The following is a 15,074-nucleotide window of genomic DNA, read 5'->3' as shown; positions in this document are numbered from 1 at the left end:
GATCTCTTTGTAAAGGTAGTAAAATATGCCGAAACTAGTCCTGCAAAACCTTTATCAGAAAGAGGTTTTAGTAATGCCGGCGCAAAAAATATTAACGGCCATTGGTGCAGCCGGCGTAGATTGGATGCACGCCTGCGGTGGTAAAGGGCGTTGTACCACCTGCCGCATTATTATTTTAGCCGGAATGGAAGGCTTAGGGGAGTTAACGCCGCCGGAACTTAAATACCGGGAGCAAGGTCGGTTAAAAGCTAACGAACGGCTTACCTGCCAGTGTTTCTTGCTAGCGGATGCCTTAGGCCGGGTACCGGAGGAAACAAAATTTCCGCACCAAAGCTACTCCGGTTAAAGGCGCTGAACTAACATTAAGAGCATCGGCCGCAATAATATTGGCTACAAACATTAAGCTGCCAACTGGTTTATAACTTATAAGTGGTAGCCCGATAATTAGGAGAATTAAAAGTGTTTATTGAACCAAGGGTAGGAAATAAAAATTACGCATCGCGCCGTGGTTGGATTGAAGTTATCTGCGGTTCTATGTTTTCAGGTAAAACCGAGGAGTTGATACGGCGGCTAAACCGGGCCAAAATTGCAAAACAGCGGGTAGAAATATTTAAGCCCGCCATTGATACCCGTTACCACGAAGCCGATGTAGTATCGCACAACGCCAATGCCATCCGATCTACGCCCATTCAGTTTGTCAGCGATATGTTGCTGCTGGCCAGCGGCTGCGATGTGGTAGGCATCGACGAAGCCCAGTTCTTCGACGAAGGCCTGACCGATGTGTGCATGAGTTTGGCCAACAGCGGCTCGCGGGTAATTGTAGCTGGTCTGGATATGGACTACCAGGCAAAACCTTTTGGCTCCATGCCTGCTTTAATGGCCGTAGCCGAATACGTAACCAAGGTGCACGCGGTTTGTATGAACTGCGGCGATATTGCCTCTTATTCGTTCCGGAAAGCGGCCTCTGCCCAAAAAATATTGCTCGGCGAAACCGATACCTACGAAGCCCGTTGCCGCCATTGTTTTCTGGAAGGTATGAAGCACCAGAAATAAAAACCTTTGTTATAATAGTTAAGAAGAATAACCTGAAAACCTTGCTGCAGAAGCAACCGCTTAGCTACACTGTTTTAAGGAGGAGCTTAAAATAATTCTCAATATTTATTCCAGTAAAAAGCGTCACCTTCTCTAATCAGAATAAATAAACGCTTATCTTGATTACAGATTTTAAGTAACCGCACCAGCCGCTAACCGCCTCAATTTTTAGTTCTGAAGCTTTCAAAGATGGTAATCAGAGTAGCTTTAACGTTGCTTTTAGTTTTGCTCCTTTGGTTAAACGGAGCATTCTTGCCAGGCTCGGATGTTTATGCGCTGGTAAAAGACAAAAGTGGTGCTATCTGGGCCGGCACTGATAAAGGCATAGCCGTTTTCTACGAGCCCGAGAATATTTTTACATCAAACACCATTGCGGCTACTATTCCTAATCTAAACCGCCGTCCTTTATTAGAAAACGAGTTGGTGCGCACGATTGCCGTAGATGGCGGCAATCGCAAGTGGGTGGGCACCGATAATGGCTTGTGGTTATTTTCGGAAGAAGGCGAAACCGCTGTAGCCCAATTCACCACCGAGAACAGTCCGTTACCGGCAAATAAAATTCAGGATATTGCCATTAACCAGAGCACCGGTGAAGTATTTGTGTCTACAGAATTAGGGTTAGTTTCTTTTCGGGGTACAGCCACCGAAACCATAGGAAAACCCGATTGTGCTGCGGTATTTCCTAATCCGGTGCGGCCGGGCTACACCGGCTTGGTGGGTATTTCAGGGTTAGCTAATAATGCGTTGGTTAAAATTACTGATGTAACCGGAAACCTGGTTTACCAGGCCCAGGCTACCGGTGGTACGCTGGCCTGGGATTTGCGCGACGCAAAGGGTAAAAGAGTAAAATCCGGCGTATATTTAGCTTTTAGTAGCACCCCCGATGACAAGCAAAGTTGCACGAGCAAAATTGCCGTAATTGGTCAATAATATTACTACGGCGCAAAATATCTTTCTTCAACCCGTAACGTTAAAACTATAATTACCAATATCAGCAAACCTGTTTCTGTTTATGTTAGTCAAAACCCGGGGCATTGTTTTAAACTTTATTAAATATCGGGAGACCTCTATTATTGCCCGGGTGTATACCGAAGAGTTGGGGTTGCAAACGTATATTGTAAACAGTGTGCGGCAAAAATCTACCACACCCCGCATTGCTTTGTTTCAGCCTTTTACCCTTTTAGATATGGTGGTGTATACCTCAGCCAAAGGTGGTATTACCCGTATATCAGAATACAAATGCAGCTACCCGTACACTTCTATACCTTTTGATATCCGGAAGAGCAGCATGTTGCTGTTTTTGTCTGAGGTGGTTTCGCATACCATAAAAGAAGAAGAAGAAAACCGGCCTTTATTCGATTATATGTACCAGGCCATGGTATATTTTGATCAGCAAACCGAAGGATTCGAGAATTTTCATTTAATATTTCTGCTACAGCTTTCTTTTTATCTGGGGTTTGGGCCTACTTCGGGCACTGATATTACTTCACAAGTGGCTTTTGCCGGCAATCAGCAACTTATAAACGGCCGGCCCGGCATTATTCATTTTCAGTTATTCGAAGGCCATTTTGATAATTTGCTGCACCAGCCGGAGCAAGCGCAAAACCTAAATGGCAAAGTGCGGCGCGAATTACTGCATATTTTGCTTAAATATTACCAGTTACACGTCGAGAAGCTCGGGGAAATCCGGTCGTTGAATGTTCTGTCGGAAGTACTGGCCGAATAACAAAAAAGCCTCCTTGTAGCAAGGAGGCTCTTTTGTTAATAGGTATTTATTTTTTTATTTCTACCAGTTCCATCTCGAAAATTAAATCAGAACCTGGCGGTACTTTATAGCCGTCTTCATCCGAAAGCAAACCTTTATCGCCGTAACCCAATTGGGCGGGTACCACCATTACTAGTTTGGTGCCGGTTTGCATCAGCGGCAATATTTCTTCCCAGGCCGGAATAATTTCGCCACGGCCCAAGCGTACTTTAATGGGCTTTTTATCTAGCGCCGAGGTATCAAAAATATGACCGTCTTTAAATTTGCCGGTAAAATTTACCCTTACCTGCGCATTTTTAGTTGGGTGAGCGCCAGAACCCGGCGCCAATATTACATATTTTAGCCCCGAAGCAGTTACGGTAGTATCGGATTGGGCATAAACAGAACTTGCCGCTAAAAACAGAAAGAAAAATATACCCGTAAAATACTGCCGCATAGCGTGTTATTTTACTTCCAGTACTGTTATGTCGTATACCATTACGTTGCCAAGCTGGCCATAATAGCTGGTAGCACCTAAATTAGACGGAACAATAATAGTTGCTTTTTCGCCATCTTTTAAAAGTAGCAGCCCTTCGTTGAAGCCCTCGGTTAAGCCATTGTTGCGGCCCGGGTTGGCTACCACCGTTAGCGGTTGCCCGCTGTCGTAAGTAGATTCAACTTTTTGTCCGTTTAAGTACCGGCCTATGTAATGAATCTTAATGGTGCTGCCTCGCTGTATTTGCGCGCCGGTTCCGGCGGTTTGGGGTACATAATAAATGCCGGAAGGCTGCTTCTGCGCATTCTGGATTTTATAATAAGTTAAATATTCCTGAATCGAAGCTTCGTCCCGCTCTTTCTGGTCTTTAATCCGCTCGGTATATTCATCTTTGCACGACGAAAAAAATATGCCGAACAGCACTAAAAGCAGAAAATATTTTACACTGTTCATAACAAAAATATTACTGAGCGGCGAGTAACTCAATTTCAAATATCAGAATAGTATTGGGCGCAATACCAGGAGGGCTGCCGGTAGTACCGTAAGCCAAACCCGATGGCAAGTAAAAAGTGCTTTTGCCACCTACTTTGAGTAAAGAAACCGCTTGCTGGTAGCCAAAAATAGGGCTGCCCGGCGTACCTAACTGAAATTGGTAAGGCGATTTACCATAAGAGGTATCTAACTGTTTGCCGGTTAAATCGGTTAACCGGTAATTGGTGCTTACAATATTACCAACCTTGGCCTGCACACCAGTACCCACGGTTTGTTCTACATAAAATAAACCCGAAGGCATTCTTTTGGCAGTAGTAATATTATTAGTAGCCAAATGTTGTTTAATGGCTAGCGTATCGGTGGCTAATTGCCGGTAATAAGCTTCTTCCTGCTCTTTAGACAGTTCATCCAGGTTGCTGTCGTCTTTTAAACAGCTCGAAAGAAAAAATGAAGAAAATGCCAGCAGCAACCCTGTTAAAAACAAGGTGCTGCCGCGGTAGATTTTAGAATTAAAAGAATTAAGCATAGTATAATATTTAAAAATTTATTGCGGCTGTACCGGGAATTGCGGCGCTTGTTGTTGCTGAGCCGGCATATCCTTTACATCTACTAATTCCACATCGAAGCGCAGTACCGAGTTAGCCGGAATTTCCGGGCTTTCTTGTGGGCCGTAAGCCATGGTAGACGGAATTAAGAAAGTAGCTTTACTGCCTTTATTTAACAAAGCAATTCCTTCGTCCCAACCCCGGATAACGGCCTGCTGCCCTAAGGGGAATTCTATGGGTTTGCCTTGTTTTTTAGACGAGTCAAATTCTTTTCCGTCGAGGGTAGTGCCGGTATAATTTACCGCTACCATTTTACCCGGCTCGGCTTTTGGGCCATTGCCTTCTTGGGTTACAACGTAGTATAGACCCGAATTAGTCTTCTGAGGTTGCAAGCCTTTTTCTTTTATATATTTTTGAATAACAGCTTCGTCGGTTTTATTTTGTTTTTCCATGAAAGCCATCATCGAGGTTTGCTGGTCCATCATGGCTTCTTGCTGGCTCATTACTTTCTCAGATTTAATAAAGAAAGTTAAAGTAGAACCTTTCTCGATGAACTTAGGCAAAGGCTGCTGGAAAGTTTTGGCAAAAAGCGAATCGGCATTAACTTTAAAAACGCCGCTGTCGCCGGGCGTTAAAGCAGCAAAAGCTTCTTCTAAACCGCCTTTAAACGAAGGTTTCATTACTGGAATCCAGAACGGCATGCCTTTTTCGCGCGAATCGAGCAATACCGAATCTTTAGCGGTAATGTATTTCATGTGCAGGCGTACAATCTGGCCTTCTTTGTTTAGTTTGGTTGAATCTTTTAAGTTCGGGAACTCTTTAGCTTCGTATTTACCGTCTTTGGTTTGCGAAAACAGCTTATATTCTAAACCAGATTCCGATTTTTTAAAGCTACCGCCTTTATCGCAAGCCTGAAAAGCGAATAAGCCAGCCAGCACCGGCAATATAAATTTACTTTTTGTGAACATTGGGTTTTATTATTAGTTATTAGTTTTCTAAAAGTTGATCTTTGTATTCCGGCAATAAACTGATGAATTTACGTACCGTATCATCGAGCGGGGCATACGAAATACCACCGGCCGCATTCCGGTGACCACCGCCGTCGAAATGCTGGCGCGCAAAATCGTTTACCGAAAAATTACCCACCGACCGGAAAGATATTTTTACTGCATTGCCCCGGTCTATAATAACTGCGGCAAAAACCACTCCTTCCATTGATAAAGCAAAATTTACGAGACCTTCGGTATCACCGGTTTTCGAGTCGTATTCTTTTAACTCGGCGCCCGAAATAGCAATGTACGCCGTCCGGAATTCCCGTAGTACCGTTAGTTTATCTTTCAAAACGTAACCTAAAAAGCGTAAACGCGATTCGGTGTGGCTATCGTATATCAGGCGGTGAATATTAGAGGTATTTACCCCAATATGAAGCAGTTCCGCAATAATCAGGTGCACATTGCGCGAGGTGCTAGGGTGCCGGAACGAGCCGGTATCGGTCATGATGCCGGCGTACAAACATTCGCCTATTTTTACATCAATTAATTCCTGGTCGCCCATATCCCGGATTACTTCAAATACCAGCTCGGCGGTAGCCGCCGCCGAAGTATCGGAAAAAGCAATTTCGGCAAAATCTTCGGGTTGCAGGTGGTGGTCGATGAGGACTTTGGTAGCTTTGGCCTGGCGGATGTACTCGCCCATTTCGTTAATGCGGCTCAATGCCGAAAAATCGAGGCAAAAGATAACATCTACCTGGTTAATAATTTTCTGCACCAAAGCATCGCTCTCCGGCGAGTAAATAATAACATCTTCGTTGCCAGCCATCCAGTTTAAAAAGTCCGGATAGTCAGAGGGCGTAATTACGGTTACCTGGTGGCCTCTCTTTTTTAGATAACCAGCTAAACCAAGGGAAGAACCTAAAGCGTCGGCATCGGGTTTATGATGCGTGGTAATCAGGATTTGTTTCGGATTCTTAAGTAGCTCGGTAAGAGCAGCAATATTATGCATTTTTCGCTTAAAAAGTGCCTGTTTTATATCAGGTACAAGACACAAAATTCTGCATTATAAACTTCTAAAACAAAAAAATAATTCAATTCCGCTTTTGGGCTGCCGGTAGCGGCTTACAATTTTGCCTTACGCAAAGGATATTATGAAAAGAATATTACTTTTGCACCGCGATTTACCGTACACCGGATATTTGCCTTTCGGCTCTTTATAATGGCTGGATTGCCCGGACATAAAAAATAAACCTTTCGCAAAAACCACCGGTAAAAACAGCACCTTAAATTTAACCGATAAATAAACTTAACTTATAGCAGAACCTAAGATGGCAGCGAACAAAACATTTACCATGATTAAGCCTGACGCCGTGCAGGATAACTACATTGGCGGCATTACCCAAATGATAGAAGAAGGTGGTTTCCGGGTAGTAGCCCTAAAAAAAACCCGCTTAACCCCCGAAAGAGCCGGCAAATTTTATGAAGTGCACAAAGAGCGTCCGTTTTACAACGACCTGGTGAACTACATGAGTTCCGGCCCGATTGTGGCTATGATTCTGGAAAAAGATAATGCCGTAGCCGATTTCCGCAAATTAATTGGCGCTACCAACCCAGCCCAAGCCGAAGAAGGTACCATCCGGAAAAAATACGCCAAATCGGTAGAAGCTAACGCCGTGCACGGTTCTGACTCCGACGAAAATGCCCAAATAGAAGGCGATTTCTTCTTCGGCGAAGACGAGCGTTTCTAAAAATAGCTATTATAATAAATAGCATGAGCCCTTTGGTTTAAATACCAAAGGGCTTTTTTGTTCAGTAACTTCTGATTAAGTATATTAATTAAAATTTAGAGAAAAATGCTAATTAGAAATATTGCGCTATCTATTGCCCTAACAGGTTGTTTGGCATTGTTATTAATTGCCTGCAACCAACAAAAAACCAAGGTTTACTCCGCCACCGAAAAAGCCTCCGAAACTAAACAACTGAACGATTTTTTTGAGCGTAATTTTCAGGAAATGCTGGCCCGGAACCCGGAGTACGAATCGTTTGTGGGAGGCAAGAAAAATTATGACCAGTGGACCGACCGCTCGGATGAACACGCCCGCCAGGAATTGGAAATTACCAAAGCTAACCTGGCTGCCATGCGCAATAATTTCGATTATGCTGCGCTGGATGCGCAAGGCCAGCTCAGTTATAAAATGTATGAATACCAGGCCGAAGAAGAAATAAATAACTTTAAATATCGCTTTCACAATTACCTCGAAAACCAAATGTCGGGGTTGCATTCAGACTTACCGGCTTTTTTAATAAATATTCACCAGGTAGCAGATGTTAAAGATGCCCGGGCTTATATCGCGCGGTTAGCTAAAGTAGATAGTTTGTTTCAGCAGCATCTGGAGAGTTTAAAAATTAGGGAAGATAAAGGAATTATACCGCCCAAATTTGTTTTCCCAATGATGCTGGAAGATTGCCGGAACCTGCTGAAAGGGCAGCCTTTTAGTAATTCGGAATTGAAAAGCCCACTGCTGGATGATTTTACCGGAAAAATTAATAAGTTAAATATTGCTGCCAGCACCAAAGACAGCCTGCTAACGGCGGCCAATCAAGCACTGCTTACATCGGTAAAGCCCGCTTACGAAAAATTAATAACTTACTTCACAACTTTGGAGAAGAAAGCGCCGCAGGAAGGCGGAGCCTGGCAATTTCCGGAAGCCGCCGATTTTTACAAAACCGCATTGCGCGCCACAACTACCACCGATTTAACCGCCGACCAGATTCACGAAATTGGTTTGCAGGAAGTAGCCCGGATTCAGAAAGAAATGCGAACCATTATGCGTAAAGTAAATTTCCGAAGCGACAGCCTGCCCGATTTTTACCAGTTTATGCGCACCGATAAGCAATTTTATTTCCCCAACACTGCTGCAGGTAAAAAAGCCTACATGGACCGCGCCAACCAGATTATTGATAATATGAAAAATAGGTTGGATGAATTATTTATTACGAAACCAGTGGCAGATATTGAGGTAAAAGCCGTGGAGCCTTTCCGGGAGAAATCGGCAGCGGGTGCTTTTTACGAACAGCCTTCTTTGGATGGCAAGCGCCCTGGCCGGTATTATATTAATTTATTTACCCTCGGCGACCAACCCATTTACCAGATGGAATCGCTGGCTTACCACGAAGGGATACCAGGCCACCACATGCAAATAGCCATTGCGCAGGAATTAAAAGGTATTCCTAAATTCCGGACTTTGGGCGGTAATACAGCTTATGTAGAAGGCTGGGCTTTGTATTCGGAACTGGTGCCGAAAGAAATAGGCTTGTACCAGGACCCTTACTCTGATTTTGGCCGCTTGGCCAACGAAATATTCCGGGCGTGCCGGCTGGTAATTGATACCGGTATTCATCATAAAAAATGGACAAAACAGCAAGCACTGGATTATTTTATCCGAAACTGCCCCAGCCCGGAGAACGATTTGCGGAAAGAAGTAGAACGCTATGTGGTGTGGCCATCGCAGGCCACCGGCTACAAAATAGGTATGTTAAAAATAGTAGAGCTTCGGGAGCAGGCAAAAAAACAACTCGGCGAAAAATTTGACCTCCGGGAGTTTCACGATGTAGTGCTCACGAATGGCGCCGTACCACTAAATATTCTGGCCGAAAACGTGAACAACTGGGTTAAACAAAAGCAAGCAGCAAAAGTAAAAGCCTGATATTTAGTACACTTAAAAATATAAACCAGCGGTTTGTAGCAGTACCGTTTACTGCTACAAACCGCTGGTTTATGGGTTATATTTATTGAGTTTGGCTTTTAAAGCGTATTTGTTCAGCTAAGGCAATATTTTAATATTATACCAAATCGTATAAACCTTCTGCCAAAATAAAAACCTCCTGGTTGTCATGCTGAAAGCATCTATTGGTTAGAAAATCAAGTAGGCAATATACCCTTTAGAGGTAGTTGCCTGTAAGAACATCTACACAATAGATTTTTCCAAAATGACAGAGAGCGTGTTTATGCCAGATATCCAATTCTATTTGGTAAAAATAGGCTAAACCGCCTTAATATTTATTAAAATAAACCTTCCTTATTTATTGTTGTACGGTGCTTACAACCTCTACGTCTTCGCCTTTTTTAGTCCGGAAAACCCGGGCAATCCAGCGGGGCAGGAAGATAGAACCCAGCACCAGGTACAAATAATAAGTAACAATGCGGTAGAATAATAATATTAATACCAGCAGCGATGGGCCAATAAAATCCTGGAAGAAAACCTTAAAAGTAGCTTCTACAATACCAGCGCCGCCGGGCGTAACGGCCACCAGTAAAACCACTTTCCAGACAAAGTTACGGGCAAAAATTAGCAGGTGCTCGTTAAATGATAAAGGAATAAACGCTGCAATAATACAGCTTACCACGTAGTAACGGGCCGTCCAGACGAAAGCCGTAGACACCGCGGCATGAAACCAGTATTTCCAGGATTTACCTTTTATTTGCCGCGAAGCCCATACCAGTTCGTTGCCGTGCTTAAACGCCGATTGCCGCCACCGCCGTAAAAACGGCATAGACGTAATCCGGAGTAACAACCGTTTAACCGATTGGGGCTTAAAGAACAAGGCGTATATCATGACAAAGGCGTAAACCGCCATTAAGGCATAACTAATAATAAATACCACTTCCAGACTGGAGCTTACCGAAAAACTAAGTCCGGCTACGTCCGGGAAAATGGCGCCTTGCGTAGCCAGTAACACAATAGGGGCTGCTATCAGGAAATAAATATTATCGAGCATGGCCGTAACCATTACATAGGCCAGCGACTTACCCAGCGGAATGCCTTCTTTGTTTATAATAAAAGTAGCTACCGTAGAGCCACCCACCACCGATGGCATAACGCACGAAGCAAATTCCCACAGCATAATTACATCAATGCTCTGGCGCCACGATAATGCTTTTTCGGTAATATGCCGGATGCGGTACATATAACCGGCATCGCGCACAATTAAAACCAGCACCGTTATAACCAACCAATGTATTTTGGCATCTAAAAAGGCACTTAGGTTAGATGCGGCCGGGTCGCGGTATAGCATATAACCCACCACCGATAACCCGATGACCACGGGTATCATAATGCGGCGGGTAGAAAAGTTCTCTAGTAGTTTTTTGCGGTTCTGATCCATTTAAGCGGCTTGGTTCTCCTCAAATGGAGTAATACGAAAATTATTGAATCCGTCGCTAATCCGGATGCTAATAATATTTAACTGTAGCATATCCAGAATAGCCAGAAAATTAAAAATCAGCCCTATTTTGTCCGGAAAGGCCTGCACAATCTGCAGAAAATCTACTTCTTTTTCGGTGGTAACCTTCTTTAAAATAAAGCTTTTCTGGTCTTCGATGGTGTAGGGGTACGTATAAACCGTATGCTTGGGTCGGTTTTGCTCTTCTTCAAAGCGGTTCATGGCTTTTTCGTACACCCGCATTAGTTTATACAGGTTTAAATCCTGCAATTCATAATCCAGGTTGCTCCGTTTGGCAATTAGTTGCAGTTCATCCGGAATATTGCCGCGCGTTTCCATCATCAGCCTTCTGTCTTCGAGGCGGGCCAAATCGGTTAAAACATTTTTATATTTTTTGTATTCGAGCAGATGCTGCACCAGTTCTTTGCGCGGATCTATTTCATTGCCTTGGTCGTCTTTTTCGGCGCGGGGCAATAGCAACTTGGCCTTAATGCGCATGAGCGTGGCCGCAATTAAAATAAATTCGCTGGCTACCTCTATGTTTAACTGCTCCAGTTCGGTAATATAAGCCATGAAATCGTTCGTGATTTTAAAAATCGGAATATCATGGATATCTAATTCGTCCCGTTCAATAAAGAAAAGCAACAAATCAAAAGGTCCTTCAAAAAGCGGTAATTTAATCTCGAAACTCACAATAGCGGCTTTTAGGAGGCAATGCTCGGGTTAATCACTTCAAAATTAAAGAAAATCTGTGGCAATCCGGTAATTATTAATTTCCGGAACAACCAACACCAGGTAATAAGGTTAATTAATTTTAAAAAATATAATTCCTTCGGCTACCTATAACCAAACTCCCGAAAGGGCGTTTATCATATAATTTATAATTAATTTTAAAGAACAAAGTCCATTATTATCAGGCACTCCGTAAAGAATTAATAGCAGCAGGAACAGGAAAGGGCAGACTTTAAGCAACCGTACTGCAACGTTATGTAAATGGTTAAGGATTTTATTAGTACCTTTACGAGTTATTTTTTTATTACTTTTAATTGCATTTTTTGAACAAGTTGGCAAGATGCTTGTTCTTTTTGTAGAATAACTTTCTGCTCATGATTATACAACCCGGAGAGCTTTTAGCCGCCATCAATTCGCCCGCTGATCTGCGCAAATTAAACCAGGAGCAGTTGCTGCAGGTTAGCCAGGAACTTCGGCAATATATTATCGATAACGTTTCTATCTACGGCGGGCATTTTGGGGCTAGCCTGGGGGTGGTAGAATTAACGGTGGCCCTGCATTATATTTTTAATACGCCTTACGACCAACTGGTTTGGGATGTGGGCCACCAGGCTTACGGGCACAAAATATTAACCGGCCGCCGCGATCAGTTTCATACTAACCGCAAATACAAAGGTTTATCGGGTTTTCCGAAACGGAAAGAAAGCGAGTACGATACTTTTGGCGTGGGGCATTCTTCTACGTCTATATCGGCGGCTTTGGGTATGGCAGTGGCTTCGCAGTACAAAGGCGAGCAAGACCGGCAGCACATTGCGGTAATTGGCGATGGTGCCATGACGGGCGGTATGGCTTTTGAAGCCCTGAACCACGCCGGCGTTTCCAACGCCAATTTATTGGTGGTGCTCAACGATAATTGCATGAGCATCGACCCGAACGTGGGAGCTCTGAAAGAATATTTAACCGATATTACCACTTCCCGCACTTATAACAAGCTGCGCGACGAAGTTTGGAATGTATTAGGTAAAATCAGCAAGTTTGGACCTAATGCACAATTAATTGCTTCTAAAGTAGAAAGCGGTATTAAGTCTGCGTTGCTGAAACAAAGCAATTTATTCGAGTCATTAAAGTTCCGGTATTTTGGCCCCATCGATGGCCACGATATTAATCACCTGACTTCGGTTCTAAACGATTTAAAAGGCATACCAGGGCCTAAAATATTGCATTGCCTTACCGTAAAAGGTAAAGGTTTTGCCTTAGCCGAAAAAGACCAAACCAAATGGCATGCACCCGGCACCTTCGATAAAATAACCGGCGAAATTTACAAAGTACACCACGATACCCCACAGCCGCCCAAGTACCAGGATGTTTTTGGCCATACCATGGTAGAGCTGGCGCAGCAAAATAGTAAAATAATGGGCGTTACGCCGGCTATGCCGTCGGGTTGCTCCTTAAATATTATGATGGCCGCTATGCCCGACCGGGCTTTTGATGTGGGTATTGCCGAGCAGCACGCCGTTACTTTTTCGGCGGGTTTAGCTACCCAAGGCTTAATTCCGTTCTGCAATATTTATTCTACGTTTATGCAGCGCGGCTACGATCAGGTAATTCACGATGTATGTTTGCAGGATTTAAACGTGGTATTCTGCCTGGATAGAGCTGGTTTTGCCGGCGCCGATGGCCCGACGCACCACGGTAATTACGATATTGCCTTCATGCGCTGCATCCCCAACATGGTTGTGTCGGCACCTATGAACGAAGCGGAACTGCGGAATTTAATGTTTACGGCCAGCCAACCCGATATGGGTCCGTTTACTATTCGTTATCCGCGCGGTGAAGGCGTGATGCCCGAATGGCGTACCCCGCTGAAGCCGATTGCTGTGGGCACAGGCCGTATGGTGCAAGAAGGTGAAGAAGTAGCTATATTAAGTATCGGTCATATTGGTAACTACGCTGTAGAAGTCTGCAAAAACCTGAAAAAGGAAAATATTAAAATTGGCCACTACGACATGCGTTTTGCCAAACCTTTAGACGAAAAACTGCTGCACGAAATTTGCCAGAAGTACGATAAAATAATTACCCTGGAAGATGGCTGCTTGCCCGGCGGCTTTGGTAGTGCCGTTTTAGAGTTTATGGCCGATAACCAATATACCAATCCGGTTAAGCGTTTAGGTATTCCGGATGAAATATTTGAGCATGGTACCCAACTGGAGTTGCACCGCGAATGCGGCATCGACCCGGTTAGTATTGAACGCACCGTCCGGCAATGGATTATGCAGCCTGTTAGCGTGTAAGCACAACCTCAATTAAAAAGATAAAGTAAAAAGAGCCGGTAGTTACGCTAAACTACCGGCTCTTTTGTTTAAAACTACTATTAAGCGCATGGAAGATAGAATAAATGCCTCGACTATTATTGATTCGGGTGGCAATGGTAAGGTATTGGTATTTTTACACGGTTTTCTGGAAAGTAAAGAACTATGGCTGGAATATACGAAACCCTTGCAGCAAGATTACCGGGTAATATTATTGGATTTACCAGGCCACGGGAACAACACATATCAGCCGGAAAAATATTCGATGGATAATAATGCTGCTTTTGTGCGGGAAGCGCTGCAATCCTTAAATATTAACCAGTGTATTTTAATCGGGCACTCGATGGGCGGCTATACGGCTATGGCTTTTGCTGAAAAATATCCTGAATTACTATCAGGAGTGGTTATGTTTCATTCCAGTGCCTTACCCGATACCGACGAGAAAAAAGAAAACCGGGATAAAACCATCGATTTTATTCAAAAGCACGGCGCAGAAAAATTTATGGAGACCTTTGTGGCTCCTTTATTTTACGAAGGAAACCGGCAGAGCAAGCAGGCAACTATTCAGCAGCTAACCCAAACCGGTAAAAAAGTAGCCCCGGAAGCAATAATTGGTACTGTTAAAGCCATGCGCGACCGGCCAGATCGCACAAAAATACTTTCGGAAGTTAACTTTCCTTTCTTATTTATCGCGGGCAAACAAGATGCGGCCGTAACCCTGGAGCAAACGTTGCAGCAGTGCCACTTGCCCAAAACTTCTTATACCCTTTTCCTGGATCAGACCGGCCACATGGGTATGTTTGAACGCCCGCACGAAACATTAACGGCCATCAAAGGCTTTGTGGCGGCTGTATAACTTTGCATTTTTAATTAAAGAAGGAGAATTCAGTACAGAATTTCTGAATAACACCAATTCCTATAATCAATATTGCATAGGAAGGCTGAACAGGTATTATTTTAAGATAAAGGTTCTTTGTTGTCTATTATGGGTTCTTTGGTATGCTGTGGTATCTTTTTCGGCATTTTTAACTTTTGCCGGTGCGGCTTTTTTCATCTTGATGAGTTTAACCCTTCCGCCCTCCGGGCACCTTCCCTAAATTAGGGCTACGATTAGGACACAAATTTTTGGGCCAGGGTCCACCCGTGCAAGATATGCTGGAAGTAATTCCAACCGCGCAAAAGGGTAATCACCCCCGCCTGCTTTTCGTGGGGTTTCCACCCGCCTAATCGGGCTATTATCCAGTAGCACCATTGTAAAGAGTCTTGGGGGTAAGGATTCCGCTGCTTGGCTGTTTTTCCTTCATAACGTTTTTGTAAAGCCTGCAGACAAGCGACTTCTTGCCGGGTAAAGCTTTCTGCCAGCGGCACGGCTTCTTTCTGTTTAGAAGCCAGGTGCAAGAGCATTATCTTGCTAGCGGCAAACAAAGCCAGCAGCGTGAGTTGCACTAA

The 15,074-nt window shown here is 43.9% G+C and carries 15 protein-coding genes and 1 pseudogene; 8 read left to right on the top strand and 8 right to left on the bottom strand.

Going from position 1 to position 15,074, the window contains the following annotated elements; translation table 11 throughout:
* Nucleotides 1-25 precede the first annotated feature (25 nt).
* The 4 genes from F0145_RS24270 (at nt 26) to recO (ending at nt 2,818) form a co-directional block, all read left to right on the top strand.
* Nucleotides 26-346 carry a 2Fe-2S iron-sulfur cluster-binding protein gene (locus F0145_RS24270; RefSeq protein ID WP_150092934.1) on the top strand — a complete coding sequence of 107 codons (321 nt, stop codon included), beginning with the start codon at nt 26-28 and terminating at the stop codon, nt 344-346.
* Nucleotides 347-459: 113 nt separating this feature from the next.
* Nucleotides 460-1,053: a thymidine kinase gene (locus F0145_RS24265; protein WP_150092932.1), complete on the top strand. Its 594-nt coding sequence runs from the start codon at nt 460-462 to the stop codon at nt 1,051-1,053.
* A 228-nt stretch (nt 1,054-1,281) separates the two neighbouring features.
* Complete coding sequence (gene porZ, locus F0145_RS24260; protein ID WP_150092930.1) at nt 1,282-2,022, top strand: type IX secretion system anionic LPS delivery protein PorZ; 741 nt, start codon at nt 1,282-1,284, stop codon at nt 2,020-2,022.
* 82 nt (nt 2,023-2,104) lie between these two features.
* Nucleotides 2,105-2,818: a DNA repair protein RecO gene (gene recO / locus F0145_RS24255; RefSeq protein ID WP_150092928.1), complete on the top strand. Its 714-nt coding sequence runs from the start codon at nt 2,105-2,107 to the stop codon at nt 2,816-2,818.
* 46 nt (nt 2,819-2,864) lie between these two features.
* Here recO and F0145_RS24250 read toward each other — a convergent pair whose 3' ends face one another.
* Genes F0145_RS24250 through F0145_RS24230 form a run of 5 tightly spaced genes read right to left on the bottom strand, consistent with a single transcriptional unit; the run spans nt 2,865 to nt 6,370 of the window.
* Nucleotides 2,865-3,293: an FKBP-type peptidyl-prolyl cis-trans isomerase gene (locus F0145_RS24250; RefSeq protein WP_150092926.1), complete on the bottom strand. Its 429-nt coding sequence runs from the start codon at nt 3,291-3,293 to the stop codon at nt 2,865-2,867.
* Between the two features lie 6 nt (nt 3,294-3,299).
* Nucleotides 3,300-3,785, bottom strand: coding sequence for an FKBP-type peptidyl-prolyl cis-trans isomerase (locus F0145_RS24245; protein WP_150092924.1), 486 nt, complete (start codon nt 3,783-3,785; stop codon nt 3,300-3,302).
* A 10-nt stretch (nt 3,786-3,795) separates the two neighbouring features.
* On the bottom strand, nt 3,796-4,350 hold the full coding sequence (locus F0145_RS24240; RefSeq protein WP_150092922.1) for an FKBP-type peptidyl-prolyl cis-trans isomerase: 555 nt from the start codon (nt 4,348-4,350) through the stop codon (nt 3,796-3,798).
* 18 nt (nt 4,351-4,368) lie between these two features.
* Complete coding sequence (locus F0145_RS24235; protein WP_150092920.1) at nt 4,369-5,337, bottom strand: FKBP-type peptidyl-prolyl cis-trans isomerase; 969 nt, start codon at nt 5,335-5,337, stop codon at nt 4,369-4,371.
* A gap of 19 nt (nt 5,338-5,356) precedes the next feature.
* Nucleotides 5,357-6,370: a DHH family phosphoesterase gene (locus F0145_RS24230; protein ID WP_150092918.1), complete on the bottom strand. Its 1,014-nt coding sequence runs from the start codon at nt 6,368-6,370 to the stop codon at nt 5,357-5,359.
* A 319-nt stretch (nt 6,371-6,689) separates the two neighbouring features.
* Here F0145_RS24230 and F0145_RS24225 point away from each other — a divergent pair, with 319 nt between their 5' ends.
* The gene (locus F0145_RS24225; protein WP_150092916.1) at nt 6,690-7,109 is read left to right on the top strand and encodes a nucleoside-diphosphate kinase; all 420 of its coding nucleotides are present in this window, start codon (nt 6,690-6,692) and stop codon (nt 7,107-7,109) included.
* Between the two features lie 105 nt (nt 7,110-7,214).
* Nucleotides 7,215-9,068: a DUF885 domain-containing protein gene (locus F0145_RS24220; protein WP_190277633.1), complete on the top strand. Its 1,854-nt coding sequence runs from the start codon at nt 7,215-7,217 to the stop codon at nt 9,066-9,068.
* A 376-nt stretch (nt 9,069-9,444) separates the two neighbouring features.
* Here the strand turns inward: F0145_RS24220 and F0145_RS24215 are convergent, their stop codons facing one another.
* Complete coding sequence (locus F0145_RS24215) at nt 9,445-10,527, bottom strand: lysylphosphatidylglycerol synthase transmembrane domain-containing protein (protein ID WP_150092914.1); 1,083 nt, start codon at nt 10,525-10,527, stop codon at nt 9,445-9,447.
* Nucleotides 10,528-11,277 (bottom strand): segregation and condensation protein A, encoded by a 750-nt coding sequence (locus F0145_RS24210; RefSeq protein ID WP_150092912.1) that lies wholly within the window; start codon nt 11,275-11,277, stop codon nt 10,528-10,530. It lies immediately after the preceding gene.
* A 413-nt stretch (nt 11,278-11,690) separates the two neighbouring features.
* Between F0145_RS24210 and dxs the strand changes: the two genes are divergently transcribed.
* Nucleotides 11,691-13,607, top strand: coding sequence for a 1-deoxy-D-xylulose-5-phosphate synthase (dxs, locus tag F0145_RS24205; protein ID WP_150092910.1), 1,917 nt, complete (start codon nt 11,691-11,693; stop codon nt 13,605-13,607).
* Between the two features lie 88 nt (nt 13,608-13,695).
* Complete coding sequence (locus tag F0145_RS24200) at nt 13,696-14,481, top strand: alpha/beta fold hydrolase (RefSeq protein WP_150092908.1); 786 nt, start codon at nt 13,696-13,698, stop codon at nt 14,479-14,481.
* A gap of 254 nt (nt 14,482-14,735) precedes the next feature.
* On the opposite strand, the pseudogene F0145_RS26375 reads toward F0145_RS24200, so the two are convergent.
* Nucleotides 14,736-15,074, bottom strand: a pseudogene (locus F0145_RS26375) (IS4-like element ISSysp3 family transposase); the annotation flags it as partial.

The sequence above is a fragment of the Adhaeribacter rhizoryzae genome (assembly GCF_008629685.1).
In the GTDB taxonomy this organism is placed as follows: domain Bacteria; phylum Bacteroidota; class Bacteroidia; order Cytophagales; family Hymenobacteraceae; genus Adhaeribacter; species Adhaeribacter rhizoryzae.
This window is presented reverse-complemented; position numbering and strand designations above follow the sequence as displayed.